Here is a 26065-nt window from a genome sequence, read left to right on the forward strand (position 1 = left end):
CTAACGACGGTAACTTCTTTTAGCTCGACCTCAGAGGCCTCCTCAGCACATAACTGCGTCGCCAAAAGTGCGGCGACGACAAAAGACAAATGTAATCTACGCATTAAATTTTCCTTAAAATAAAATTTATAAGTAAAATTATAACCGTAAAGAAATTAAATTTCTATAAAATATTAAGAACCGTTATCTATATCTATTAGATTAATAATAAAATAATTCTTGCAATTTAAAATCTTATCGCAAACAACGCATCTGGCGAGTTTTTTGACTGCAGCTGATCAATTTATCAAAATTTATCTTTTGAGCCGTTTTAAGCTCATCCAAAAACCGCTTATAACGAAAAACAAAACCGACGCCGAAGCTAAACAAAATATAAATTTACCGACCGCGCCTAAAAAATATCCCGAATGCAAGCTCAAAACCGCTTTATGAATCGCAAAAGGCCTAGGCATCGAACTTTTCGCGTCGTCAAACCTCGCGTGCCTGATAATTTGTCCCTTGGCGGCGTTTATCGTCATCGTATTTACCTTATCGTCCTCTTCCAGCCCTTTGTCAAAGTAAAATATCATAAAATTTTCGCCGTCTTCTTGCGTGATGACGTTAAAAAGCTCGTAATCCTCTCTATCTCGTTTAAAAATATCTATCGCGGCTTGTAAATTTGCTATCTTGCCCTCGTCCTCCAGCGAAAATCCCCTCACCTGCGTAAAGCTCTTTTTTCTAAAAATTTCTTTTTCGCCAAGCGCGTTATTTACGAGCTTTGCCGCCCAGTCGTACGACCAGTAAAGCCCCGTAACGCTTATAAAAGTCAAAAATAAACAAAGATAAACGCCGGCAAATCCATGCAGGCTGTATAAAAACGCATAGCCTTTGGCCTTGATTTTTAAAGTAAATGCGCGCGCAAATTTAGTTTTAAAACTAGGATAATAGATTATCAATCCAGATATAACCAAGATAACCAAAGCGATAGAGCAAACCGCGACGATATGCTTGCCTATAAGCCGCAACGTCTCGTTTTTGCTAAGTCCAAGGCCTAAGTTAGTGTGTAAATTTAACATTAGTCCGATAAATTTATCGCCGAAATTTTCGCCTGTTATCTCGCCGGTGTATTGATTTATAAAATACGACTTAAACTCGCCTTTAGCATTCGTGCCAGATATGCCTAGAGCATGATTTGCGTCCGAGTTAATCTTGTAGTAGCTAAGCGTAAAATTTGGTTCCCTAGCTTTAAAAATATCTAAAATTTCTCTCGCGCTAAGCTCTTTTTCGCCTCGCTCGACGAAGGTTTTTTGCGAGTTTGCAAGGTCTATAATCTCGTCGTGATAGGATATGACTGCGCCGCTAAGAGCGACGATAAGCAGCGGCAAAACACAGGCTAGGCTTAAAATCAAATGGACGTTAAACCAAAATTTCTTTTTCTTTAAAAACGGCATCTTTCTCCTTAAATTTAAACTCGAATTTTAAAAACCGGTAGTGGGGTGGCGATCGCTACGCACCGCACCCCCCCCCCGCTTAAATACGGCTAAATTTAAAAATTTACGTTAAATCCGAGTCTATATTTAACCCCGTCGGCGATCAGAATTTCATAGCGTCCAGATTTTGTCGTTACGTATTCGTTAAAGATATTATAAATGCTAAAATTTACGCTCGCGTTTTTAGTTATCTTGTAGCTTGCGCCCGCGTCAAATAGCGTATAATCCCTTATCTCCTCGTCTCCCGGCGAGCCGTAAACGGCTCTAGTTTTGCCCAGATAGTTCATCTGCGTCCAGAAATTTAGATCAGGCGTCATATCGTAATCAAGCCCTATTTTTACGGTATGTACGGGTAGATTGTTTAGAGATTTGCCCTCGTACGCGCCCGATTTTTGCTTTGATTTAGTATAAACGTAGCTTGAGTGCAGGGCTAAATTTGATAAAATCTGCCAGTCTGAGGCGAGCTCGACGCCCTTTACTTCGGCTTTGCCGATATTTACGCTCTCCCAGATACCGCGCCTATAGGTCTTGCCGTTATGCACGCAAGGGACGCCCGGGCGTGCGACGCAAACTGGCTTCGTGCCTAGACCGTCTTTTATCCGCGTATAAAACGCCATCGCCGAGACGTTAAGGCTCTCGTCTCCGTACGCGACGCCGGCTTCGTAGTTTAGGCTAGACTCTGGTTTTAGGTCGCCTTTACCCAGCTGCGCTCCCATTCCGCCGGCAAAAGGCAGAGCAAGCCCATCGGTTCGCATCTTGATATCTGGCGTCGAGTAACCTGCCGATACGCCGCCTTTTAGCGATAAATTTTCGCTTAGATGATATACGGCATATCCTCGCGGCGATACGTGTCCGCCGTAGTCTTTGTCGTGATTGTATCTTAGGCCGGCAGTTAGCGTGAGCGCGTCGGTTACGTCAAAATCGTCCTCTCCGTAGAGCGAAAAATCATATCTCTTTACGTTTGCGGCGTCGGCCGTCGTTGCCTTTTCGTTTAGCCTTTCTCTTCTGTATTCAGCCCCCAGACTTAGCGTGTTGTTATCAAAAAAATACGTTCCCTTGGTATTTAGCGTCGTCGTTTTTAGCGTGAGATCTTGTTGTCCGCTTTCTTTCATATGATCGTGGGTTAAAAAGCTTTCAAGCAGCAGCTTGTCGTATTTGCCCGTATGCGAGAGCGAGGCGGTATATCCGCTCATCTTTTCAAACGCAACGCTCGTATTATCGCCGGTAGCCCTTCTTAGCGTCTTACCTTCGGTGCGCTCGTATTTATTTACTACGCGGCGCAAATCAAGCGCTATTTCGTCGTTTTCGGTGGCGTTATACATGATTTTCGCGCCGAAATTTACGTCCTCGTTTTTGCGGTTCGTAAAGACTCGCTCGTCTTCAAATTTATGAAAATACCGCCCGTAAAGCGCGATACCTAGCACGTCTGGGATCACTGCGCCGTTTGCGTAAAATCCCGCCTGATAGTCGTCGTTTATCCCGCTTTTGCCCGCAAGCGTGTAGTAGCCGTTTACGTTACCGCTAAATTCGTTTGAAAAGCCCTTAGTGATGATATTTATGACGCCTCCCATCGCATCCGAGCCGTATAGCGAGCTCATCGGCCCTCGCACGATTTCGATACGCTCGATCGTGTTTGCGGGCGGGAGGAAATTTTGAGCGCTACCGACCGCGCGAAGCCCTCTATACGCGCTATCGCTGGTCGCAGGGCGGCCGTCTATTAAAATTTTAGTGTATTTTTGACCAAGGCCTCTCATCGTGATACCGCGTCTACTAGCCGCCCCCAGCGTCGCGCCGAAAACGCCCGGAGCGTCTTTTACGACGCTTTCTATATCTTGATGGTTGCGCCTGGCTATCTCTTTTTGCGAGATTACCGAAACGGAGGCTGGCGCGTCTTTGATATTTTGCTCAAAACCAGTCGCGCTAGTTACGGTAACTTCGTTTAGTTTTACTTCATCGGCCGCCTGCGCGCAAGATAGTGCTAGGCAAGCTAGCATAGAAATTTTAGGCATACTTTTCACCTTTAGACTCCTTATTTAAATTTAAACCCTATTTTACTATAATCAGATAATTATTATCAATACTTAGGCAAACGGTAGAGGGATTTTTATCAACGCTAAAAGGATAAAAGCAAATGAAGGTCGAATTTAAAGATATTTTACGAGCAAACGAACAAGAAATCGCGCAAAATTCGGTGCGCTACGGACAAAGCGCGTGGCAAGAGCAAGATAGAAAATGCAAGGTCGAGTTTTTTAAAGGCACAAGCGGCGCAAGCTACTGCAGGAGCGAAATAATCTGCAACAAAAGCGTAAAAAGACGGCTTGAAAGGAGCGCTGGCTACTGCTTTTTGCTCTTTAACGACGCAAGAGGGGACGCCGGGCTTAAGGCGGGTAAAAAAACTTTTTGTCTAAAGGCCGGAGAGTTTTGGATGGGGCGCGTAGATAGCGGATTTGAGGGCGTTTGCGAGTATCAAAGTAGCAGCTACGCCGGGCGATGCATCGTGCTAAAAAACGAGCTGGCCGGCGAGCTAGCGGCATTTAAAAATCTAGGCGAAGAAAACGAAATCTGCATCCAAACGGCTAAGATAAATTTAGCCCAAAGCCTGATTTTGCGGGAGCTTTTAGCCGCGAGCGAGCTTAATGGTAAGATGCGAGAAATCTTCATGGAAGCTAAAATTTTAGAGCTGATCTACAAAAGCCTAGGCGCGCCTAAAACGCCCGAAGCCGATGAAAAAAAGCGCGATTTTAGCGACGAATACGTAAAAATTTTAAATAAAGCAAGGCAAATTCTACTAAGCGACGTCCAAAATCCGCCCAGCATAAAAGAGCTAGCCAGAGCGTGCGCGACGAATGAATTTAAGCTAAAAACGGGCTTTAAAAGCTACTTTGGCGATACGATCTACGGGCTGCTAGCGACCGAGCGACTAAACGCGGCAAAAAAACTTTTAGAGCGCGGAGACGTCTGCGTAAGCGAAGCCGCAAAAATCGTCGGATACGCCAGCGCTCCGCACTTTGCAAAGATTTTTAGAGAAAAATTCGGCGTTTTGCCGACGCAAATTTTAAAACAAAAGAAATTTTACACGTAAATTTAACGCTCTTGCGGAGCTTTGCGAGCGTTAAATTAAAATCAAATTTAAACGTATCGGCGCGACTTTTTAAATTTAACGGGCGGCAAAAACGGCGGTAAATTTTAAAATTTAAAAGCGTCAAGCAACTTACTAGAGTCGGTTTTACGCCTAAACCCGACCTAAATTTACCGCAAACCGACCGCCAAACGGCGCGAAAGCCAAAATATCAAACGTCGCGCCGCAAAGCCGCAAATTCTGCTAAAATACGGCAAAAACAAAGGTCAAAATGCTTCTTTACGTCCACATCCCTTTTTGCGAGAGCAAATGCCCCTACTGCGCCTTTGGCTCGGTCGTGGGCAAACGAAATTTAACGAGCGCGTATTTTGACGCGATGATTGCTGATTTTAGGGAGCAGATCTTAAAATTTGATGTAAAAAGAGGCGAGATCGAAACCGTTTTTATCGGCGGAGGGACACCTAGCGCAGTGGACGGGGGCTACTACGAGCGGTTATTTGAGGCGGTCGCGCCGTACCTAGCGGCAAACGCCGAGATCACGACGGAGGCAAATCCAAACTCCGCAAGCAAAAAGTGGCTATCGCAGATGAAATCATACGGCGTAAACCGCGTAAGCTTCGGCGCTCAGAGCTTTTTTGAGGATAAGCTTAAATTTCTCGGGCGTATCCACGACGCGAGGCAGATCTACGAGGCTGTAGCAAACGCCAAAACGGCAGGGCTAGAAAATATAAATGTCGACCTCATCTACGGCACGAAGCTAGACACTAAAAAACGCCTCGAGCAAGAGGCGCAAAATGTCCGAAATCTAGGCATTTCGCACGTTTCGGCGTATTCGCTAACGCTTGAGGAAAATACGCCCTTTGCAGGCAAGATAAACTACGCAAAAGATAGTCCGAGGCTAGCTAAATTTATGATAGACCGCATCGAAGAAATCGGCCTAAAACAATACGAAATCTCAAATTTCGGTCAAATTTGCAGGCATAACCTGGGCTACTGGCAGGGCAAAAATTACCTTGCCCTGGGCGCTTACGCGGTCGGATTTTGGCTGGATCATCGTTTTTATAACGCTTCAAATTTAAACGCCTACGTAAAAAATCCGCACGCTAAAAAAATCGAAAATTTAAGCGCGGACGAGCTAAATTTGGAGCGGATATTTTTGGGAGCCAGAAGCATCGTCGGTATCTGGCAAAACAGCCTAAACGCAGAGCAAGAACAAAGAGCGTCGCTACTAAAAAAGAGCGGGAAATTAAAATTTAAAGACGGGCGATATTACGCCGAAAATTTCCTCACCGCGGATGAAATTTCTTTATTTATCGCGGGTTGATTTATACAAATTTGAGATAAAAAACGCTAAAATGAGCGCTTTAAAATAAAAATTTAGGATAAAAAAATGTTTGGCATGAGCTTACCCGAGATCATCGTCATAGCCGTCATCGCGGTGCTATTTTTGGGGCCCGATAAGCTTCCTAGCGCAATGGTCGAGATAGCAAAATTTTTTAAAACCGTTAAAAAAACGGTCAATGACGCAAAAAGCAGCTTCGATCAAGAGATAAGAATCCAAGAACTCAAAGAGGACGCAAAAAAATACAAAGAGAGCATCGCAAAAACCACCGAAACGGTGCGAAAAAAGCTCACGTTTGAGGAGCTTGACGAGCTCAAAAAAGGCGTAAACGACGTCGCTAGCGGCATCACGGACGGCCTAAACGACGTAAAAAAGAGCGTCGAAGCGGTCAAAAATCCGGGCGAAGCCGTCAAAAACGCCGTTTTAGGCGATAACGAGAAAAAAGAGGCGTAATGTTTGAAGAGCTAAAACCGCATTTAGTAGAACTTAGAAAAAGGCTTTTCATCAGCGTCATGACCGTGATCGTGATGTTTGTAGTGTGCTTTAGCTTTTGGAATCAAATTTTAGACTTTATCATCGCGCCGCTGCAAAACACCCTGCCCGATAATCAAAAAATGGTCTTTCTCGAGGTGCAAGAGCCTTTTTTCGTAGCGATGAAAGTGGCGTTTTTTACCGGATTTTTGTTTTCGCTGCCGATTATTTTTTGGCAGTTTTGGCTGTTTGTAGCGCCCGGGCTTTACGAAAACGAGAAAAAATACGTCATACCGTTTGTGATCTCGGCAACCTTTATGTTTCTAGTAGGCGCGGCGTTTTGCTACTACGTCGTCGTTCCTATCGGTTTTGCATTTCTTATAAATTTCGGCCAACAGCTCTTTTCCGCGATGCTAAACATCGGCGGCTACGTCGGCTTTTTTACGAAATTAGTCATTGCATTTGGCATCGCGTTTGAGCTTCCCGTTATCACCTTTTTCCTTGCCAAACTCGGCCTAGTAGATGATAAGATGCTCAAAAACTCCTTTCGCTACGCTATCGTCGTGATTTTTATATTTGCCGCGATTATGACGCCTCCGGATATCCTCAGCCAGTTTTTGATGGCGGTGCCTCTCATCGGTCTTTACGGGCTTTCTATCTTTATAGCCGCCCGCGTAAATCCGGCCAAAAACGAAGAGCCCGAGCAGGAAACCGACGAAGAAAAAGAGAACGAATAACCATGAAACCAAGTAGGCTAGCCAAATGAGTCAAATTTTAAATCCAAACTCGCTTGACGCCTACGACTACGAGCTACCGCCGGAGCTAATCGCAAATTTCCCAACCTTTCCTAAAGAGGACGCTAGACTACTAGTCTACGAGCGAGCCGGCGAAAAAATCTCACATCTAAAATTCGGCGATTTGCCCGAAATTTTACCGCCTTGCGATATTATTTTTAACGATACCAAGGTGGTAAAGGCTCGAATTTTCGGTAAAAAACAAAGCGGCGGCGAGACGGAGCTTTTACTAAACTCTCCGCTTGCGGAGGGTAAATTTAGCGTCTATATAAAAGGCAAAGTCCGCGCGGGCAGCGTTTTAAATTTCGGCGAAAATTTGACCGCCGAGGTCTGCGAGCTCTTTAAGGACGGCTCGCGCACGGTCAAATTTAGCCAAAACGGCGAATCTTTGGACACGGCCGCGCTTTATAAAATCCTATCTCGCATCGGTCACGTGCCTCTGCCGCCCTACATCAAACGAAGCGATACCAAAGACGACGAGAGCTGGTATCAAAGCGTGTTTGCCAAAAACGAGGGCGCGGTGGCGGCTCCGACGGCGAGCTTGCACTTTAGCGACGAGATGATCGCGCGCCTAGCCAAATACCGCGAGATAGCCTACCTCACCCTGCATGTGGGCGCTGGGACGTTTAAGGGCGTGGAGAGCGAGGATATCACGCAGCACAAGATGCACGCGGAGTTTTACGATATCCCGCAAGATACGCAAAATTTGATAAACTCAAATAGACCGATCCTAGGCGTAGGCACGACGGTGACGCGCTGCGTAGAGGAGTTTGCCAGAAGCGGCAAGTCTAGCGGCGAGTGCAGGCTGTTTTTAAATTTAAACAATAAACCCATCCGCCAAAACTACCTGCTTACGAATTTTCACCTGCCAAAATCGACGCTAATCATGCTCGTTACGAGCTTTGTCGGGCTTAGGCAGACTATGCGGATTTACAAAACCGCCGTGGAGCAAAAGTACAAATTTTACTCCTACGGCGACGCGATGCTGGTTATTTAGTGGGGCGACGATGAGCTTTTTAGGCGCATTTTTGATATCGCTCGCCTTTTACGCCGCGCTATGCGTCGGATATTTTTTATATGCTAGGACGCGTAGGCAAAAGCGAAATTTCATCAAATTTACCCCTTTGCAAAAAACGTACGAACTACAAAACTCCGATAAAAATCCTTGCAAAATCGATATCGCGGGAGGCTTGGTATTTCTAGCCTCGTCGCTAAACGAAGATGCGGCAAAAAATCGCAACCGAGTGATTTTTGATTACGATATTGCGTATCCGCGCATATTTTATGCGGATATAGATGCCCTGGCTAAGCTTATAGACGCGCTAGCGCAGATATTTTTAAAAAGCGTCTCGGACTCGACCGTAACGATAAAATTTTTGCTCTCGAATTACTATAAAGATAACGTCAAATTTACGATCAGCGCGGCGTCCAAGACCAATTTTTTCGTAAATAAAAACCCCTGCGCCATACATATAAATATGTCGAAAAAAAGCCGTAAATTTTACCGACTAGCGCAAGCTCTCGCCCGTAAAAACGGCTCTGATATCTGGTTTGAGTTTGGAAACACAGTTCGCATAAGCACCGAAATATCGCTCAAAATATCAAGCCGAAAGCTTGACACCGTAAAAAATATAAAAATAAAAAATCCCAAAAATTTCATCGCCCTCATAGCTCACCCGGACGCTAGCGCCTTTTACGCATTAAAAAAATATCTCGATTTTATCGGCATCGACGTCAAACCATGCCGCGAATGGGACGTCGTAAAACGCCACGTGCGGGATATGATTTTTCGCCCAGATGTCGTTTTTATCGACGAGAGCTTACTGCAAAGCATAGACGAGTCGCTACAAAACGATATCGCAGAGAAAAAAATCGCTCTTGTCGTGCTTAAAAATACGAGCGCGCAGACAAGCCTAAATCCAAAAATACGCGTCCTGTCGCTGCCGCAGCCATATTTGCCGGATATGCTCGTGTGCGTCTTAAACGAAGCTTACGAATTCAAGATGCAAAACGGGGATAAAATTTAGCTTTTTGAAATTTTACTAGCATTTTTAAAGCTCGTTAAACCGCCCTGCTTCGTTTGATAAGCTCAAATTTGACCCAAAACCGCTACCTCAAAATGATATAATAAGCCCAAATAACGGAGGCTAAAATGAATAAAATAACCTGCGTCTGCCTAGGCGTACAAAGCATGCAAAGGGTGCTAAAATTTTACAGAGACGGCCTAGGTTACGAGACGGATTATAAAGACGACGACCAGCAGCGTGCTTTTAACTCCAGTGGCTAAATTTGAGCTCTACCCTCCCCCTTTTTTGGCGTGTCGGCGCGAGATATCAACGAGAACGATCCGCCCAGAGGCAGCGGATCTGGCGGCATTGCGCTAGCCTGCAACGTAAAAAACAAAGAGGGCGCGGATAGCGGCATAGAGCTAGTAAAAAAAACGGGCGGAGTCATAATCAAAAAGTCCCAAGATGCGTTTTGGAGCTGATACCGCGCTATTTTGCCGATCCCGACGGATACTACCGGGAGGTGGCTTGGGGGCCCGGTTTTAAATTTGACAAGGACGTGCTGCTCAAATTTAACTAGTTGCGGCGTCAAAGCGCTTTGATTTTAGCTGCTTAACCGCCGCAAAAAGGCAAAATCATGAAAGACATAGTCGTATACATACACGGAAAAAATGGAAGTGCGGCAGAAGCGGCTCATTTTCAACAATTTTTTACTGATAGAGACGTGTTGGGATTTGATTACGAAGCGCGTACTCCGTGGGAGGCAAAAGAGGAATTTGTACCGTTTTTTGAGTATATACTTAAAAGCCGCAAATCCGTAACGATCTTAGCAAACAGTATCGGAGCGTTTTTTGCCATGCACGCCCTGCAGGACATGCGTATCAAAAAGGCGTATTTTATCTCCCCTATCGTAAACATGAAAAATTTGATACTAAACATGCTGTCGCGGGCAAACGCTAGCGAGGAGGAGCTGCGAAATAAAGGCGAGCTGGACACGGGGTCTGGAGAAAAACTTTCGTGGAAATATCTTTGTTACGCTAGAGAACATCCTACCCTCTGGACGGCGCCGACGCATATTTTATACGGCGAAAATGACAATCTGACCTCTTTTGAAACGATTTGCGAGTTTGCAAACCAAGCCCAAGCAACGCTTACAGTCATGAAAAACGGCGAACACTGGTTTCACACGGCAGAGCAAATGCGTTTTTTAGATGATTGGATACGGAGCTATAGCTGATAGTAGCTGACTTTTGGATAAAATTTTACTTCAAGTCGTAGCGTGCCTAACCAGCAAGTCAAATTTGACTCGCAAATCCTCTGCTTAAGCCGCTTTTAAATTTTACGCAAAAACCTCGGTCAAATTTACCGCGGAGGCGAAAATTTAGCTCAAATTTTACTCGACCTCTACGCTAATAGCAACCGGCCAAGACGCCCCCCGACATAGCCCCCTAGCGCAAAACTCGAATTTGCCGCCGTTTTGCCGCGCGCCAAATTTTACAAACCGCCTCAAAGCCCCAAATACCGCTTTAAAATAATCATCGCAGCGATGCTATCGAGCCGCCCGTCGCGTCTGCCTTCGGCGTAAATTTCGCTCGCCTCAAAACTACTCATCGCCTCGTCCTGATAGACCACTTCGCCCTCAAATTCGAGCAGCGACACGAAGTGCGCGATCCGCCTTCGCATCTCGTCCTCACTGGATCCCCCAAGCGGAACGCCCACGACTAGCTTTTTTGCTCCGTATTCGCGCAAAACGGCGCTAACGTCGCGCGCTGCTTGGTTACGATTTTTGCGCAGTACGGGCGTTTGCGGCATCACGGTTTGCCCGACGGATAGCGCCACGCCGATACGTTTTAGCCCCACGTCGATGGCCATTATGCTCATTTTCGTCCTTTAGATTTTCTTAAATTTAGCAATAAATTTGACGGCGGCAAGCTCAAATTTGATACCTCCGCTACGACAAATTTACAAAATAAAACGTCGCCAAAACGCATTTATCGCCGTCAAGCCGCCAAAATTTACTTCAAATTTTACCGCCTCTTTAACAAAAACTCGCGCGGCATAAATTTAACGCTAAATTTTACTCCGCAAACACCGTAAGTCCCGATATTCGCAGCTTGCCTTCCAGTTCGTATTCGTAAATTTTATCGCCGAATTTCGCTAAGGCCGCATCAAGACTCGCGCCGTTTTTGCAAAATTTTATCACCTCATCCTCTTGCGCGGGCGCGGGTTTGCCGCCGAAACGAAGCGCAAATTCGTCAAAATCGTTTATCAAATTTGCCGCGCCGCTAGCGACCAGCTCGTTCGTCCCATCGCTCTCGCCTAGGCGCTGAGGCAGCGTAAATATCGGCACGCCAAGCTCCTTTGCCATGCGCGCGCTTTGCATCGAGCCGCTTTTAGCGTCGGCCTGCGCCACGACTAGAGCCTGCGAAAGCGCGACTACGATACGGTTTCGCTCCAAAAATCTATAAGCAAGCGGCGGTTCATCGGGGGCGTATTCGCTCAGAGCCAGCGCGTTTTGGTAGATTTCTTTGATGATTTTGGCGTTACTTGGCGGGTAGATTTTATTTAGTCCGTTGCCAAAAACGGCGATGGTATGCGGGAAAGCCCCCTTGTGCGCGGCGATATCTACGCCGATGGCCGCTCCACTAACCACGCAAACGCCGCTGTTTGCCAGCGTCCTAGCCAGCGCCTCTACGCACTGCCTGGTATAGGCGCTGGCCTTTCTCGAACCCACGATCGAGACCATCGGGCGCTCAAGCAGGGCCAAATTTCCCTCGAAATAGAGCTTTTGCGGCGGCTTTTTAAGACGCAAAAGGCCGCTAGGAAGCTTGGTTAAAACATTCAAAAAAGATCCTTTAGATAGACGACATCGACTTCTTGCAGGAGTTTTGCGCTTTCTTGCAGGACTTCGATCGTATTTTTGTGCGGATGGCCGATCGCAATGGCGTAGGAGCGCTTTTTAGCTAGCTCGACGGCGTATTTTAGCTGCTTTCGTACCGCCGCCTTTGAGCCGTCGTGATCCAAAAACACGTCGCGCGCTATATAGGGCATCGAGTATTTTTTTGCCGCGCCGTAAACCTTGGTCGGCGAGGTCGTCTTGCTATCGACGAAGATCAAATTTTCGTCCCGCATCGCTCGCATCAGCCTATCCATCGCGGTCGCGTCGCTAGTGAAGCGACTTCCGGTATGGTTGTTGATGTATTTTAGATTCGGAAAGTCTCGCTTGATGCTTTGCAGTTTTTTAGCGATCTTTTCGTAGTCGTCGTTTACAGTAAGAGTGCCGATCTCAGCGCCCTTAAAACCGCCTAGAGCCTGCATAGGTAGGTGGATCATGTAAAAGCCAAAACGCCGCGCCAAAACAGGCGTCTCGGGGTGGGCGGAGGTTGCCGGGAAGAAGGACGGCGTGAGCTTTAGATTTACCGATTTTATCGCGTCTACCTGGTGTCTATACGCCACGTCGTCGATGATGATGACTAGACGCGGTTTAGCGCCTAATTTTGAGTAAATTTTAGATTTTTTATCTTCGCTAATTGAGTCTGCGAGCTTTTGCGGATTTTCGTCCTTTTTGCCGTTAGCTTTGTCCATGTTTTTAGCGCTTTGCGCGTCCTCTTTATCCTGCGCGCTTTGTCCGCTCATTTGGATGCTTACTTTAGCCTCTTGTCTGCCTTCTTGGTTTTGCGTTTGCGCGCTTTTGTCTACGCCCGCGGCATCGGCATCGCCCAGTCCTGATTCGCCCGCGTTTTGCGTGCCGAAATCTATAGTAAATTTAGGACTTTTTAGCGTCTGTTCTAGAGCCTCGCTTTGCGTTTTGTTTGCGCTTTTTGAGGTCTGAATGCCGTTAAATTCGTCGTTTTGTTCGCCGTATGGATCTGGCGAGTTTAGATTTTCATTTCCTCGTCCGTCCTTTTTAGCTAGGCTGTTTTTTACTGCGCCCTCAAGCTCGGAATGATCGCGCGACTCAAGAGAAATTTTATCGCGCACGATGACGTTTTGGCGCTTTATGAATTTCGTTCGCTCGTCTTGATCGTCGTTTAAAAAATCCGAACCAAGCTCGCTTTGCGTATGCGAAGCCTGTAAAAAAGCCGCGCCTGCGCCGTCATCGTTTTTTTCTAAACTCGCCTCATTTACCGAAGCTTGCGCAAAAAGAGCTTTGATATCCGTTAAATTCGCTCTAGAATGCACGCCAGAGTCGCTATTTTGGACTTCGTCCGCATCCGCGGCGCCGGACTTAAACGATGCTAAATTCGCCGTTTCTTCTTTTTTAGAAACACTTAGATACTCTTGCGCCTTTGCGATGAGTTTTTCGGCGGCATCCGGCTTAAATTTAACGTCCAAAAAATAAAATGCGCCGACGAGCAAGATACAGGCGATAAAAATAGCGGAAAACAGTAGCTTAAATCCGCCTCGCAAGCGCCCTTTTTTAGGACGCTTTTTGGCGGATCTTTTTCTGGATTTTGGGTTCAATTAATTTTTGCTTTGGTCGATGAGTTTGCCAGAGCTAATCCAAGGCATCATAGAGCGTAGTTTTTTACCGGTTTGATTTAGCAGGCTTCTTTCGGCGATGCCGCGCTCTGCGTTCATGCGGACGTATCCGGCCTTGCGCTCGAGGATGAAGTCTTTTGCAAATTTACCGTTTTGGATCTCTTTTAAAATTTCCTTCATCGCTTTTTTGCTGTCTTCGCCGATGACGCGCGGTCCGCTTACGTAGTCGCCGTATTCTGCAGTGTTTGAGATAGAGTAGCGCATATCCGCCATGCCGCCTTGATACATTAGATCCACGATTAGTTTTAGCTCATGAAGACACTCAAAATACGCCATCTCAGGCTCGTATCCGGCATCGACCAGCGTCTCAAATCCGGCGTTTACCAGCGCGCAAAGTCCGCCGCAAAGCACCGCCTGCTCGCCGAAAAGATCGGTCTCGGTCTCGTCTTTAAAAGTTGTCTCGATGATGCCCGTTCTGCCGCCGCCGATCGCGCTAGCGTAGCTTAGAGCTAGCTCTTTAGCCTTTCCGCTCGCGTTTTGCTCTACGGCGATTAGATCAGGGATGCCGCCGCCGCGGACGAATTCGCTTCTTACGGTGTGGCCGGGCGCTTTTGGAGCGATCATGATGACGTCGATGTCCTCTGGAGCTTTGATCTGTCCGAAATGCACGTTAAATCCGTGTCCAAACGCGATCGCCGCGCCGCTTTTAAGGTTAGGTTTAATCTCTCGCTCGAAAATTTCGGCCTGAAGCTCGTCGGGAGTTAAAATCATAACGACGTCGGCGGCCTTTGCGGCTTCTGCTACCGTTTTTACCTCAAAGCCTTTTGCTTCGGCCTTTGCCCAGCTTCTGCCGCCTTTTGCCAGACCCACGATCACCTTTACGCCGCTATCGCGCAAATTTTCGGCGTGCGCGTGTCCTTGCGAGCCAAAACCTATCATCGCGACGGTTTTGCTTCTAATCAAGCTCAAATCGCAATCTTTGTCATAATAAATATTTACAGCCATTTTGCATTCCTTTGTTTTAAGATAAATTTGCGTGATTATACTATTTGCGCGCTGAAATAAACTTGACTTAGACTCGATTTAAGTTTATTAAAAAGCCTTTTAGTGTAAAATTGCCGATTATAAAAATTTATAGATATAGAGTGTAAAGATTATGAATGATTCAATCTACAAGCATATAAAGGCACTTCCTCCGCTAGACGATACGGTAGTAAAAGTCCAAGCCGTCTGTTCAAACGAAAATAGTTCGCTAGGCGACCTAGCCCAGATAATCGCTAAAGACCCGATGCTAACGGCAAATATTTTACGCTCGGCAAATTCCCCGCTTTACGGTTTTAGTCGCGAAATAACGACTATAGAAAAGGCCGTATCGCTTTTTGGTATGGCGACCGTACGCGGTTTCGCGCTCTCAAGCGCCGTTAAAAAGAACTTTAAGATAAATTTAGACCCTTACGGCATTACTAGCCACGACTTTTTAAATATTTCCATAATGCAAAATGCGCTCACTTACAATTGGTACTCTAAGATCGACGCAAAAGAACTCGCCGTGTTAAGCCCCGCTTCGTTTATGCTAGAAGTCGGCAAAATCGTGATTTCTCATGAGTTAAACGAAAAAGGCAAGGTGGACGAATTTAGAAAAAGATTAAAAGAAATTTCAAATCCGTTTGATCTATCCGATCTAGAAACCGAGATCGTAGGCATCTCAAACGAAACGGTAACGGCTAAAATTTTCGAGCAATGGAACCTAGAAACCGAGCTGGTAGAGGCGATATATTATTCAAACGATCCGGACGATGCGCCCGAGCATATCAAAGACTACTCAAAAGCGCTCAGAGTCGTCAAAAACGCCGTAAATATCTTTAGCCAACTTGGCGACGACGGACTACAAAATACGCTAATGTGCCTCGACGAATACGGCTTTGCGCAAGATAAATTTTTAGAAGCCGTCGCAAAAGTCAAAGCGAATTTGTGAAAGAATTTTTAACCAAACTACTTGGCGGAGCGAACGAAAAGGAAGTCGCCTCCGCCGATAAAGAAATCCTACGAAATTTACTAAATTTAAACGCCGTAAGCTGCCACAAAGATCGCTACTATCTAAACAACGGCTTTGTCTGCGGAAAACTAGATATAAGCGCAAACGGCACGGGCTTTTTGGCGCCTTACGACAAACGCTTCAAGCAAGATATAATAATAGAAAATAAAAATTTAAACGCCTCGCACTACGGCGACATCGTGCTGGCAAAGCTTTTACCGCTAAAGAAAAAACGCCAAAGCGCCAAAGTCGTGATGACGCTAAAACTCGCCAACGAAACGAGCGTAGTCTATACCAAGCAAATAGGCTCGGTAATCCTTGGCGTAAACGTTAAAACCGGACTTAGCTCGGCTCTAAAAGCCTCGCAAAAATCTCTAAAAATGCTGCCGCCGGGCACGCTACTAAAAATTAGTAATTTAAATAACGAAATAGTAGAGGTTATCGGCAATATCAACGACCCACTTAGCGACGAAAAAATCTCGCTCGCCGTATTTAACAAAAATGACGAATTTAGCGAGGAGTGCGAAGCTGAAGCTCTAGCGTGGGGCGACGAGGTCGATGCCTCGATGTATCCGCAAAGGGTAGATTTAAGGGAGCTGCCTTTTTGCACGATCGATCCCGTCGATGCCAAAGACTTTGACGATGCGATATATTTTGACAAAAAAAAGCGCGAAATTTACGTCGCGATCGCCGATGTGAGCGAATACGTTACGCCCTACTCCCCAATAGACGCAGAAGCCAAAACGCGCGGATTTTCTATATATTTTCCGCACAAAGCCGTGCCGATGCTACCGCGAAATTTGAGCGAAAATATCTGTTCGCTAAAGCCAAATACCGCACGCCTTGCATTTTGTTTCAAAATCACGCTAGACGAAAACGGCGAAGTCGTAAAAGAAGAGCTCCTAGAAGCCCTAATCGCTTCAAAAAGACGCTTTAACTACGACGAGGTCGATCAAATTTTACGCGGCGAACGCGAGGATGAAACCGGCTGGATAAAGCCTCTTTTCGCGCTCACATCGCGCCTACGCAAAAAACGTCTAAAAAACGCGTTTGACTTTATAACGCAGGAGCTTCGCATGAGCCTTGACGCAGATGGCGGGCTTGCCTCTACGAGATTTGAGACCGATACCGACTCGCACAGACTCGTCGAGGACTGCATGCTGTTAGCCAACGTCGCTGCGGCAAAACGCATCGGTAAAGGCGTTTTTAGAAATCACGGCTCGCCGGATCTGCGAAAAATACAAATTTTACTCGAAGACCTCGGCGCTCTGGGCTTTGACTTCGTTTATGAAAGCGACATCGCAAATTTGGTCCGCAAAATCCAAGCGCAGGCCGACGCCGTAGGCAACCGCGAGGAAATCGACAAACTCATCATCAAATCGCAAAAAAAGGCCGAATACGGCGCGCAAAATTTAGGCCACTTCGGACTGGGATTTGAGCGCTACACGCACTTTACGAGCCCAATCCGCCGCTACTCCGACCTCACGCTACACCGCCTTTTAAAGGCCAAACTGCGCAATGATGAGAAGTTTTTCAACTATCTGCTTTTAAATATAGAATCGACTTGCTCAAATTTAAGCGAACTCGAGCGCGAGGCCGACAGGGTTGCGTTTGACTTTATGGATAGGAAATTTGCGCGCTGGGCAAAAGAGCGCATCGGACAGCGATTTAATGCCTATATCAGCGAAAATCAAAACGTCGCGGTCGCTAGGCTTGACGACGAGATAAAAGGCGCCAGGATATTTTTGGGCGCGTACTGCGCAAATTTACTGAAAAAAGTCATCGTCGAAATCACGGACGCAAATATCGCAACGGCCGAAATTTTCGGCAAGGTCGTAAAGAAAATCGATGTATAGAAAAGAGCTTGAAGCCACGCTAAATGCAGCCAAATTTCCAAATTATTTTTTGCTTTACGGTGCGGACGAATACCAAATCGAGCTTTTTGCGAAGGAAATTTTAGCCAAATTTAAAGATCTTGAAATTTTGAGCCTTTACTACGACGAGTACGATTTTGACGCTGCACGCGCGCACCTTTGCGAGCCTTCGCTATTTGGCGGCAGCCCGCTTTTACACGTAAAAAGCGATAAAAAAATTCCCGCAAAAGAGCTAAAAACCCTGATAGAGGGTTGCAAAAACGGCGGCGCATTCGTTTTCGAGCTTTTTGAGCCCGACGCCAAAGCGGTTTTTGATACGCAAAAGGCTTTCGGGGTAAATTTTGCGAGATTTTTTAAACCCGGTTCACCCGAAGAGGCCGTAAATTTACTCGGCAGACAAGCCGCAAAAATGAACCTAAATATTACAAAAAACGCGCTTTTTGAACTCTACCGCATACATAACGAAAATTTATATTTAGCCGCGAGCGAGCTAAACAAACTAGCCTCTCTAAACGAGTCTATAAACGAAAATATCGTAAGAAGCTTGGTCTTTTCGCTATCAAGCGTGAGTTTTGACGATTTTTTCGATAAATTTATTGCGCTAAAAGATATAAGGGCCGATTTTTTCTCCTGCGCGGACGATGGAAATTTTAATGAAATTTTATTTATAAACTCGCTTTACCGCGCGTTTTTTAGACTCTTTAAACTACATGCGGGCATCAAAATAACAGGCAAATTCGACATCAAAGAAACGCTCGGCTATGCGCCGCCGCCAAACGTCGCAAATGAACTAAAAAGACAGTGTCTGGCGGTAAATTTAAAAGCATATAAAGAAATATTCACCGCGCTAAATTTGGCGGAATCTGAGCTAAAAACAAACTCTGCGCTCGATAAAAAAACTTTTCTACTCTCCTGCGTGCTGGGCCTACAAAATCTTATCGGCAAAAACAGCAAATATTAAGTAAAAAAAAGATAAAATCAGCTCTTGTCGAAAGACTTCCTTGCCCGTTTGCAACCGCGCAAACGAGCTTAATACCCACAAGGAGAATCAATGAAGCATTACGAGCTTTTATTTATTTTGAAGCCTACTTTGACGGAAGAAGAAGTAAGCGCAAAAGTTGATTTCGTTAAAGAAATCCTAACCAAAAACGGCGCAAATATCGCGTCTGTGCAGTCTATGGGTACTAGAAAATTAGCCTATACCGTAAAAAAATATGAGCGCGGAACTTATTTCGTCGTGTATTTCGAGGCTCCGACCCAAGCTATCGCCGAAGTCGAGCGTATCATCAGAATCACCGAAGATATCATCAAATTCTTAACGGTCAAATTTGAAAACAAAAAAGAGATCGCCGCTTGGGAAAAGATGAGCAAGGGTATCAAACTAAACAAAAAAGAACCGAAAGTCAAAGCAGAAGAAGCTCCGGCAGCGCAAGAATAAGGACGAAAAATGTTTAATAGAGTCGTTTTAGTAGGAAATTTAACACGAGATATCGAGCTTAGATATACGACTGCGGGCGCAGCCATAGGCAACAGCGCCATCGCCGTAACGAGAAAATTTAACGTAAACGGCGAAAAACGCGAAGAAACGTGCTTTATTGACATAACATTTTTTGGAAAACAAGCGGAGATAGCAAACCAATATCTTTCCAAAGGTTCAAAGCTTCTGGTCGAGGGTCGCCTCAAATTCGACCAATGGACGGACAACAACGGACAAAATAGAAGCAAACACACGATCAGCGTGGAAAATATGGAGATGCTAGGCGGACAGCAACAAGGCGGATATAATCAAAATAGTAATCAAGGCTATCAGCAAGGCGGATATCAAAATAACGGCTACAGCGGCGGCTATCAAGGCGGTCAGAATCAGCAAAATAGCTACGCTCAAAGCGGTATGCAAAGGCAAAATTTTAATAAACCGCAACAACAACAACAAAAGCAACAGCCAAAAGAAGAATACTATGGCGATAACGTCCGAGAAATAGATATAGATGCCGACAAATACGATGACGGCGATGAAACGATACCATTTTAATTAAGGAAAAACAATGGCTGAAAAAAGAAAATATTCACGCAAATACTGCAAATTTACGGAAGCAAAGATAGAATTTATCGACTATAAAGATACTTCGCTTTTAAAGTACTGCTTATCAGAGAGATTTAAAATCATGCCAAGGCGTCTAACCGGAACCTCTAAAAAATATCAAGAGATGGTAGAGAAGGCTATCAAGCGCGCTCGCCAAGCAGCATTGATACCTTACGTAGTCGATCGCGACAACGTGGTGACCAACCCTTTTGAGGGACTATAATTTTTAAGCCCTTTTTAGGGCTTGTCTTTTATTTTCAAATTTTCTAAATTTTATGCCTCTTCACTTTTTAAAACCCAATTTCAATGCAAATACTTTTTGCTTGAAATTTTGACCCAAAAACCTCAAAGAAGTTTTTTCTAAAGAAAGAAAGTGCAAGTACAAAAACTATGATTTTATTGATGCTCTTGTGAGTAAAAAGCGTAACGAGGTTAAAAAATAAGTATATAATCTGTTCTAGAATTTCGGAAAAGAAATTTAGAGAAATTCTATGGTATTTTTCATCTGACATAGAAGCCGTAAAAATAGCCGAATTTACTACTATCTCAGAACAAACAATCACCAAAATAATTAAAAATATCAGAATTTTTGATGCTTAAAGAGTGCGAGGTCTTAAAAGCAACTAGCGTAGCAAAGTAGAGCAAAATATAGACGGCAGAGTTTATACCTGGGTAGTTAAAACTGTTCTATAAATGAACTAGTGTTCATAGCGAAGTTAAGTATAAGAGCTATCTGAATGAGAGCGTAAAATATTTTGATTACTGGAAAGCTTATGGCGGATTAGTAGATTACGGAGCCGAAAGCTCATTATAGAGTAAAGCATTCTTTAGCTACGCTTGATACTTTACAAGAGGCAAACAGTAAAATCATATTAACGGCATAGAAAACCTTTTAGCTGCGACTTGCTTTGTTACTACCTCCTGAAAAGTTACGGGCGTAGCGAAGTAGAGTTTAGATATGATACTACAACCATACAGGAAAACTTATAGTCGTCTAAAATTCGCGCAAGAGAAGATATCGTCGGCGGGTTTTTCGCGCCTAGCGATATTGCCGTCGTAGCAAGAGCCAGGCCGTCTATCCATAAACAACCCGCATGCTGCAGACTTAACCGTTTTTGGCAAAATTTGCAACGAAGCTAACGCCGAAATTTCCGCCTCCAAATCGCTAAATTTTAAAATTTTCTATCTCGTTAAAATTTAGATAGCGATAAATTTGCGCCTCTTTGCCCGCAAGCTTTTGGGGTACTATACTCATGTATTCTGAGACGCTAGGTAGCCTGCCTAGCACGGCGCAAACGGCGGCCAGCTCGGCGCTACCAAGATACACGCGAGCGCCCATACCCATGCGGTTATCAAAGTTTCTCGTTGAGGTCGAAAACACGGTCGCACCGTCGTTTACGCGGGCTTGGTTACCCATACAAAGCGAGCAGCCGGGCACCTCCGTGCGAGCGCCCACAGCGCGAAAGATATCATAATAGCCCTCCTTTTCTAGTAGCGCCTGATCCATCTTGGTAGGCGGCGCTATCCAGAGTCTAGTAGGCAGCGTCCCAAGCCCTCGCAGAGCCTCGCCGAGTGCTCGGTAGTGGCCGATATTGGTCATACAGCTACCCACAAACACCTCGTCGATCTTATGCGGGCGCGAGCTACTAGCCAAAATTTCGCTCAGGGTCGCGACGTCGTCGGGGTCGTTCGGGCAGGCTAGGATGGGCTCTTGTATCTCGTCCAAATTTATCTCGATCACCTCGGCGTAGCGCGCGTTTTTGTCGGCTCGCAGCAAGCTAGGTGCCGCTAGCCACTCGCGCATTTTCGCCGCGCGCCGCTCAAGGCTAGCCCTGCTCTCATACCCGGCCTCTATCATCGCTTCAATTAGAGCAACGTTTGAGCGGACGTATTCGCAGACGCTCTCGATACTCAAATTTACCGCACATGCCGCTGCAGAGCGCTCGGCTGAGGCGTCGCTTAGCTCAAAGGCCTGCTCGACTTTTAGATTTTCTAGCCCCTCGATTTCTAAAATTTTACCCGCAAATACGTTTTTCTTGCCCTTCTTTTCAACCGTGAGCAGCCTGCGCTTGATCGCGTAGTACGGGATCGCGTTTACCAGATCGCGCAGCGTCACGCCCCTTTGCAGTCGCCCGCTAAATCGCACGAGCACGGACTCCGGCATATTTAGCGGCATAGCTCCCGATACAGCCGCAAACGCGACTAGCCCGCTACCCGCGGGGAAACTCACGCCGATAGGAAACCGCGTATGGCTGTCGCCGCCAGTGCCTACGGTGTCTGGCAGCACCATGCGGTTTAGCCACGAGTGTATGACGCCGTCGCCGGGCCTTAGGCTCACTCCGCCGCGCGAGCTCATAAATTTAGGCAGCGTCCTTTGCATTTCAAGGTCGCTAGGTTTTGGATAGGCCGCCGTATGACAAAAGCTCTGCAGCACGAAATCAGCTGAAAATCCGAGGCTTGCCAGCTCCTTGATCTCGTCGCGCGTCATCGGCCCCGTGGTATCCTGCGAGCCTACGGTTAGAGTCGCCGGTTCGCAGTACTGCCCGGCTCTAATGCCCCGCACGCCGCAGGCCTTGCCCACGATCTTTTGAGCTAGCGTATAGCCCTCACTCTCGTCCGCTTGCGGCTGCACGGGCCTCGCAAATATATCCTCCGCGCCTAAATTTAGCGCGGCTCTGGCCTTACCGCAAAGCGAGCGGCCGATGATGAGCGGTATACGCCCGCCTGCTCTGATCTCGTCAAATATCGTGTTTGGTGCAAGCGTAAAACGAGCGACCGGCTCGCCTTGAGGCTTAGCATTTTCGTTTAAATTATCAAATTTAGCTTCACCGCAAATTTGAACCGCGTCAAATTTACCCTCGGCGCTCAAATTTACCCGCCCGACGCGGAAAATCTCGCCCGCGTACGGATAGATATCGACGACGTCGCCCGTCTCTAGTGCGCTCGCGTCGGCTACGATCGGCAACGCGCCGCTATCCTCGGCGGTATTGAAAAATATCGGCGCAATCGCCGTTCCTATCACGATGCCGCCCGTTTTTTTGTTCGGCACGCCCTCTATCTCGCGCCCGAGGTGCCACTGGATGGAGTTTATGCCGCTCTTTCGGCTACTGCCAGTACCCACGACGTCGCCCGCGTAGACGACCTCGAGCCCGCCTTTTTTAAGCTCGCGGATCGTTTCTAGGCTGCCCGGCTGACGCTTAACTAGCATCGCGTTTGCGTGCAGCGGGATGTCTGAGCGCGTGTAGGCCTCGCTAGCCGGGCTTAGATCGTCGGTGTTGGTTTCGCCGGCGACCTTAAATATGACCGCTCTAATGCGTCGCGGCAAGCTCTCGCGCGCCTTAAACCACTCGGCTTCCGCCCACGAGCGCAAGACTTCAAGCGCAAATTTATTGCTTTTTGCAAGCTCTGTCACGTCGTTAAAATAATCATGCACGAAAATCGTCTCTTTTAGCACGTTACAGGCGGCCTGCGCTACGGCCTCGTCGGCGTTTTTTAGGCTCTCAAGCAGCACGATGACGCTGTATCCGCCTAGCATCGGCCGCAGCAAATTTACGGCGCCGATTTTGTCAAGGCCGCTTATCTCAAGCCCGTGATTTATAATCTCGTTTAAAAACTCCGCCTTTACCTTCGCCGCGTCGTCTACGCCCGGATTTACGCGATTTGCTAGTAAATTTACGAGCCGCTTTACCCTCCTTTGATTTTCGTCTAGCTTTGCGGCGATAATCGCTTCGCCCTCACCGCCCAGCTCCATCGGCGGTACGCGACCTGAAAGTAAGCCTAGATACTCCCTCTCGTGCGCGCTTTCAAGCCTTAAAAGCTCGCAAACCTCCCTCGTCTGCTCCTCGTTTAGCGGTAGCGGCGGCACGCCTAGGGCCTCGCGCTCTTTTACGTGTTTTTCGTACTCTGTGAAAAAATCCATCGTTTTTCCTTAATCCATTTTTTAAACGATACGATTTTAGCGAAAAACAGATAATAATATAAACTAAATTTCGCTAAATTTGCGTTACTTGATACCCAAGGAGTAAATTTTGCAAAAAGCGTATTTTGACTCGCCTATCGGCGTTTTGGAGATTTGCGGCGACGAGAGCGGCGTTTGCGAGATAAATTTCGTGCGAGATTTTGTCCGCACTGACGTAACGGACGCAAATTTAAAGCTCTGCTTAAGCGAGCTTGAAAGCTATTTTAAAGGCGAGCTTAAAACCTTTAAAACGCAGCTAAATATCGGCGGCACGGCATTTCAGAGGTGCGTTTACGAAAATCTGCAAAAGATCCCTTACGGGCAGCGCGTCACGTACGCCAAGCTTGCAGCGATGGCTGGGCGACCGAAGGCGTTTCGCGCGGCAGGCTCGGCAAACGCAAAAAACAAAATCCCCATCATCGTACCTTGCCACAGAGTCGTCGCCTCAAACGGCCTTGGCGGATACAGCGGCGGCGAAGGGCTGGCGACTAAAATTTGGCTTTTGGAGCATGAAGCGAAATTTAAAGATAAAGTTTAGCAGCGCAAAATACCTCGTCAAACGCGCGTAGCGACCGTTTGAATTTATATTTAGCGCTGTCGTTTAAATAAAATTTGCGGCGACTTTAGCTCGCTCGGCAAAATTGCGACGAATTTAAAAGGGAAAAAATGGATCTAAAAATATTCTACGACAACTGGCAAATGGAGTGCTGCGGCGATGCGTTTAAGCTCGGCGACAAGGTAAATTGGTATACGGCAAAATTTAAAGCGGATTCGGATTTCATCTTCAAGGATGCCGACTACTCTTACAAGGCGCACGGCGGAGAAGAGTGCGAGATAACGGGTGTCGTGACGGGAATTTCGGCGATATATTTTCGCTACGAACCATGCGACGGACCGTACGGACGCGTACTGCAACCGGTCGAATACAAAAGCAAAGAGATCTCGCATAGTCACGGTTACGAGCCGAATTTTGGAGGTTTTACGTTCGGTGCGTATCTTGTGCGGCTACGCGGTGCTATAGTTTGCGACTTAGTGGACAAGGTTTACGAGAAATTCGCTCTAAAGAGCAAATTTGATAGTAAAATCGTCTCGCCCAATCAAAAAGACGCGAACGGCGAAACGATTTTAAACTTAGCGATTGCGGACGTAGATGAATATGCCGTGGAAATACTGCTAAATAAAGGCGCGGATGCAAATCTGCACGGCCAAGACGGTTTCACGCCAATACAACGCGCATGTTTTTGCGATAGCGAGAGGATTTTTGAGCTGTTGCTCTCGGCGGGCGCCGACTTGGACGCGATAAACGACGCCGGAACGAGCGCAAGACAGTACTGCGAAGGTAAATTTGAGGGCGTGAAAAACGCGGCTAGGCTAAGAAAAATAATCGCAAAATTTAGGCGGTAATTTTGAAGATAGAGCGCGAAATTTGGCGGCATATTTGCTAAATTTGGATTTTAAATTTAAAAATGCGTCGGATTTAGCGCAAATTTTAGACTTTAAGCGCGGTATCTTCGCAAAGCGCGCGGTACGGCGGTGCTTGGCGAGATTCTTTAAGCCTCGCGGTAGCAAGCAACGATCTAGCTAGCCTTGGCAAAAACCAGCGTAAACACGCCGCTAGCGATCAGCGCGATACCAATCCACTCTCGCGCGCTCGGGCGCTCGCCTAAAAATATAACCGCAAAAACAACGACCAAAACGACGCTAAACTTATCTATGGGCGCTACCTGCGACGCGGAGCCCATCTGAAGCGCCTTAAAATACGCCAGCCACGACGCGCCGGTGGCCAGTCCGCTGAGCGTCAAAAACAGCCAATTCCGCGCACCAAGCTCGCCAAGGGGCTGCCACTTTTTAGTATAGGTTAGAAACAAAATTAGAGCCGCTGCGATAACTAGAGTCCTGATAAAAGTCGCGAAATTTGAGTCCACGCCCTCAAGCCCGACCTTGGCGAAAATCGCCGTAAGCGCGGCAAAAACCGCCGAAGCTAGCGCCCATAAAGCCCACTCTTGCATGATTTATCCTTTTTCGCGATTATAGTCTGATTTGGATAAATTTAGGGCAGGCATCGAGGCGGTAGAATCAAAAAATAGCTTAAATCAAGCCAAATCATGTGGCCGTTTTTAGCGTGCGATTTAGCCGCGTGCTATTTACAAGGTCGCAAGTACCGTCAAATTTAAAGCTAAAAATCGCAGCAAGCTTAAATCTGCAGCGCGCCGAGTAAAATCAAATACCAAAAACGCGATACCGAGTAAATTTTAGTCCTAAAATTTACGCAAGCGACGCAAAACGCAACTTGAAATATCAAAAAGCCGAATCAAATTTGATGGCTTACTGGCGGTTTTAAATTTAGTATTCCGCGTAAAGTCGCTAAAACTCGTCAAATCTAGAGCTACATCAAGCAATCCAAACAGGCTAAATTTAAGGCTCTTATAAAACAAAAATACGAGATTTAAGGGCTTGAAATTAGCGTTAAAT

General features: G+C 46.5%; 24 protein-coding genes and 1 pseudogene. 17 read left to right on the forward strand and 8 right to left on the reverse strand.

Going from position 1 to position 26065, the window contains the following annotated elements; translation table 11 throughout:
- Positions 1–293: 293 nt before the first annotated feature.
- Entirely contained in the window at positions 294–1430 is a 1137-nt protein-coding gene (locus QZ157_RS00940; RefSeq protein ID WP_295140602.1) for a PepSY-associated TM helix domain-containing protein, read from the reverse strand.
- Between the two features lie 95 nt (positions 1431–1525).
- Positions 1526–3487: a TonB-dependent receptor gene (locus tag QZ157_RS00945; RefSeq protein WP_314391229.1), complete on the reverse strand. Its 1962-nt coding sequence runs from the start codon at positions 3485–3487 to the stop codon at positions 1526–1528.
- A gap of 113 nt (positions 3488–3600) precedes the next feature.
- On the opposite strand from QZ157_RS00945, the gene QZ157_RS00950 reads away from it, so the two are divergent.
- The 8 genes from QZ157_RS00950 (at position 3601) to QZ157_RS00985 (ending at position 10398) form a co-directional block, all read left to right on the forward strand.
- Complete coding sequence (locus QZ157_RS00950) at positions 3601–4551, forward strand: AraC family transcriptional regulator (RefSeq protein ID WP_295140604.1); 951 nt, start codon at positions 3601–3603, stop codon at positions 4549–4551.
- 268 nt (positions 4552–4819) lie between these two features.
- Positions 4820–5872, forward strand: coding sequence for a radical SAM family heme chaperone HemW (gene hemW, locus QZ157_RS00955; RefSeq protein WP_295140606.1), 1053 nt, complete (start codon positions 4820–4822; stop codon positions 5870–5872).
- Between the two features lie 66 nt (positions 5873–5938).
- Positions 5939–6343: a Sec-independent protein translocase protein TatB gene (gene tatB, locus QZ157_RS00960; RefSeq protein WP_295140609.1), complete on the forward strand. Its 405-nt coding sequence runs from the start codon at positions 5939–5941 to the stop codon at positions 6341–6343.
- Positions 6343–7098 carry a twin-arginine translocase subunit TatC gene (tatC, locus tag QZ157_RS00965; RefSeq protein WP_295140611.1) on the forward strand — a complete coding sequence of 252 codons (756 nt, stop codon included), beginning with the start codon at positions 6343–6345 and terminating at the stop codon, positions 7096–7098. Before tatB ends, tatC begins: the two co-directional genes overlap by 1 nt.
- A 25-nt stretch (positions 7099–7123) precedes the next feature.
- Entirely contained in the window at positions 7124–8152 is a 1029-nt protein-coding gene (gene queA, locus QZ157_RS00970) for a tRNA preQ1(34) S-adenosylmethionine ribosyltransferase-isomerase QueA (protein ID WP_295140614.1), read from the forward strand.
- A gap of 10 nt (positions 8153–8162) precedes the next feature.
- Positions 8163–9182: a hypothetical protein gene (locus QZ157_RS00975; protein WP_295140617.1), complete on the forward strand. Its 1020-nt coding sequence runs from the start codon at positions 8163–8165 to the stop codon at positions 9180–9182.
- A 125-nt stretch (positions 9183–9307) separates the two neighbouring features.
- Positions 9308–9442, forward strand: coding sequence for a VOC family protein (locus tag QZ157_RS00980; protein WP_295140620.1), 135 nt, complete (start codon positions 9308–9310; stop codon positions 9440–9442).
- Between the two features lie 356 nt (positions 9443–9798).
- Positions 9799–10398: an alpha/beta hydrolase gene (locus QZ157_RS00985; RefSeq protein WP_295140622.1), complete on the forward strand. Its 600-nt coding sequence runs from the start codon at positions 9799–9801 to the stop codon at positions 10396–10398.
- A 269-nt stretch (positions 10399–10667) separates the two neighbouring features.
- On the opposite strand, the gene ruvX is transcribed toward QZ157_RS00985, so the two are convergent.
- The 4 genes from ruvX to ilvC form a co-directional block, all read right to left on the reverse strand.
- The gene (gene ruvX, locus QZ157_RS00990) at positions 10668–11042 is read right to left on the reverse strand and encodes a Holliday junction resolvase RuvX (RefSeq protein WP_295140624.1); all 375 of its coding nucleotides are present in this window, start codon (positions 11040–11042) and stop codon (positions 10668–10670) included.
- 196 nt (positions 11043–11238) lie between these two features.
- Positions 11239–12006, reverse strand: a complete 768-nt coding sequence (gene dprA / locus QZ157_RS00995; RefSeq protein WP_295140627.1) for a DNA-processing protein DprA — start codon at positions 12004–12006, stop codon at positions 11239–11241.
- Positions 12003–13625 carry a divergent polysaccharide deacetylase family protein gene (locus tag QZ157_RS01000; RefSeq protein WP_295140630.1) on the reverse strand — a complete coding sequence of 541 codons (1623 nt, stop codon included), beginning with the start codon at positions 13623–13625 and terminating at the stop codon, positions 12003–12005. Before QZ157_RS01000 ends, dprA begins: the two co-directional genes overlap by 4 nt.
- Positions 13626–14648, reverse strand: a complete 1023-nt coding sequence (gene ilvC / locus QZ157_RS01005) for a ketol-acid reductoisomerase (RefSeq protein WP_295140633.1) — start codon at positions 14646–14648, stop codon at positions 13626–13628.
- A 151-nt stretch (positions 14649–14799) separates the two neighbouring features.
- Between ilvC and QZ157_RS01010 the strand changes: the two genes are divergently transcribed.
- The 7 genes and pseudogenes from QZ157_RS01010 to QZ157_RS01040 all read left to right on the forward strand — a co-directional run.
- Positions 14800–15618, forward strand: coding sequence for an HDOD domain-containing protein (locus QZ157_RS01010; RefSeq protein WP_295140635.1), 819 nt, complete (start codon positions 14800–14802; stop codon positions 15616–15618).
- On the forward strand, positions 15615–17534 hold the full coding sequence (locus tag QZ157_RS01015) for a ribonuclease R family protein (protein WP_295140638.1): 1920 nt from the start codon (positions 15615–15617) through the stop codon (positions 17532–17534). Before QZ157_RS01010 ends, QZ157_RS01015 begins: the two co-directional genes overlap by 4 nt.
- Positions 17527–18513: a DNA polymerase III subunit delta gene (gene holA / locus QZ157_RS01020; RefSeq protein WP_295140641.1), complete on the forward strand. Its 987-nt coding sequence runs from the start codon at positions 17527–17529 to the stop codon at positions 18511–18513. Before QZ157_RS01015 ends, holA begins: the two co-directional genes overlap by 8 nt.
- A 90-nt stretch (positions 18514–18603) precedes the next feature.
- Positions 18604–18990 carry a 30S ribosomal protein S6 gene (gene rpsF / locus QZ157_RS01025; RefSeq protein WP_295140643.1) on the forward strand — a complete coding sequence of 129 codons (387 nt, stop codon included), beginning with the start codon at positions 18604–18606 and terminating at the stop codon, positions 18988–18990.
- 9 nt (positions 18991–18999) lie between these two features.
- Complete coding sequence (locus QZ157_RS01030; protein WP_295140644.1) at positions 19000–19584, forward strand: single-stranded DNA-binding protein; 585 nt, start codon at positions 19000–19002, stop codon at positions 19582–19584.
- A gap of 13 nt (positions 19585–19597) precedes the next feature.
- Entirely contained in the window at positions 19598–19858 is a 261-nt protein-coding gene (gene rpsR / locus QZ157_RS01035; RefSeq protein WP_295140647.1) for a 30S ribosomal protein S18, read from the forward strand.
- Between the two features lie 224 nt (positions 19859–20082).
- Positions 20083–20223: pseudogene (locus tag QZ157_RS01040) on the forward strand (IS1595 family transposase); the annotation flags it as partial.
- Between the two features lie 577 nt (positions 20224–20800).
- On the opposite strand, the gene QZ157_RS01045 reads toward QZ157_RS01040, so the two are convergent.
- Positions 20801–23554 carry a bifunctional aconitate hydratase 2/2-methylisocitrate dehydratase gene (locus tag QZ157_RS01045; RefSeq protein WP_295140650.1) on the reverse strand — a complete coding sequence of 918 codons (2754 nt, stop codon included), beginning with the start codon at positions 23552–23554 and terminating at the stop codon, positions 20801–20803.
- Between the two features lie 109 nt (positions 23555–23663).
- Between QZ157_RS01045 and QZ157_RS01050 the strand changes: the two genes are divergently transcribed.
- Both QZ157_RS01050 and QZ157_RS01055 read left to right on the forward strand, forming a co-directional pair.
- Positions 23664–24131 (forward strand): methylated-DNA--[protein]-cysteine S-methyltransferase, encoded by a 468-nt coding sequence (locus QZ157_RS01050; RefSeq protein WP_295140653.1) that lies wholly within the window; start codon positions 23664–23666, stop codon positions 24129–24131.
- A 128-nt stretch (positions 24132–24259) separates the two neighbouring features.
- A complete protein-coding gene (locus QZ157_RS01055; RefSeq protein WP_295140655.1) occupies positions 24260–24997 on the forward strand; it encodes an ankyrin repeat domain-containing protein in 738 nt (245 codons plus the stop codon).
- Between the two features lie 173 nt (positions 24998–25170).
- On the opposite strand, the gene QZ157_RS01060 is transcribed toward QZ157_RS01055, so the two are convergent.
- A complete protein-coding gene (locus tag QZ157_RS01060; protein ID WP_295140657.1) occupies positions 25171–25602 on the reverse strand; it encodes an EamA family transporter in 432 nt (143 codons plus the stop codon).
- Between the last annotated feature and the right edge of the window lie 463 nt (positions 25603–26065).

Origin of the sequence: uncultured Campylobacter sp., assembly GCF_905372745.1 — a bacterium.
In the GTDB taxonomy this organism is placed as follows: domain Bacteria; phylum Campylobacterota; class Campylobacteria; order Campylobacterales; family Campylobacteraceae; genus Campylobacter_A.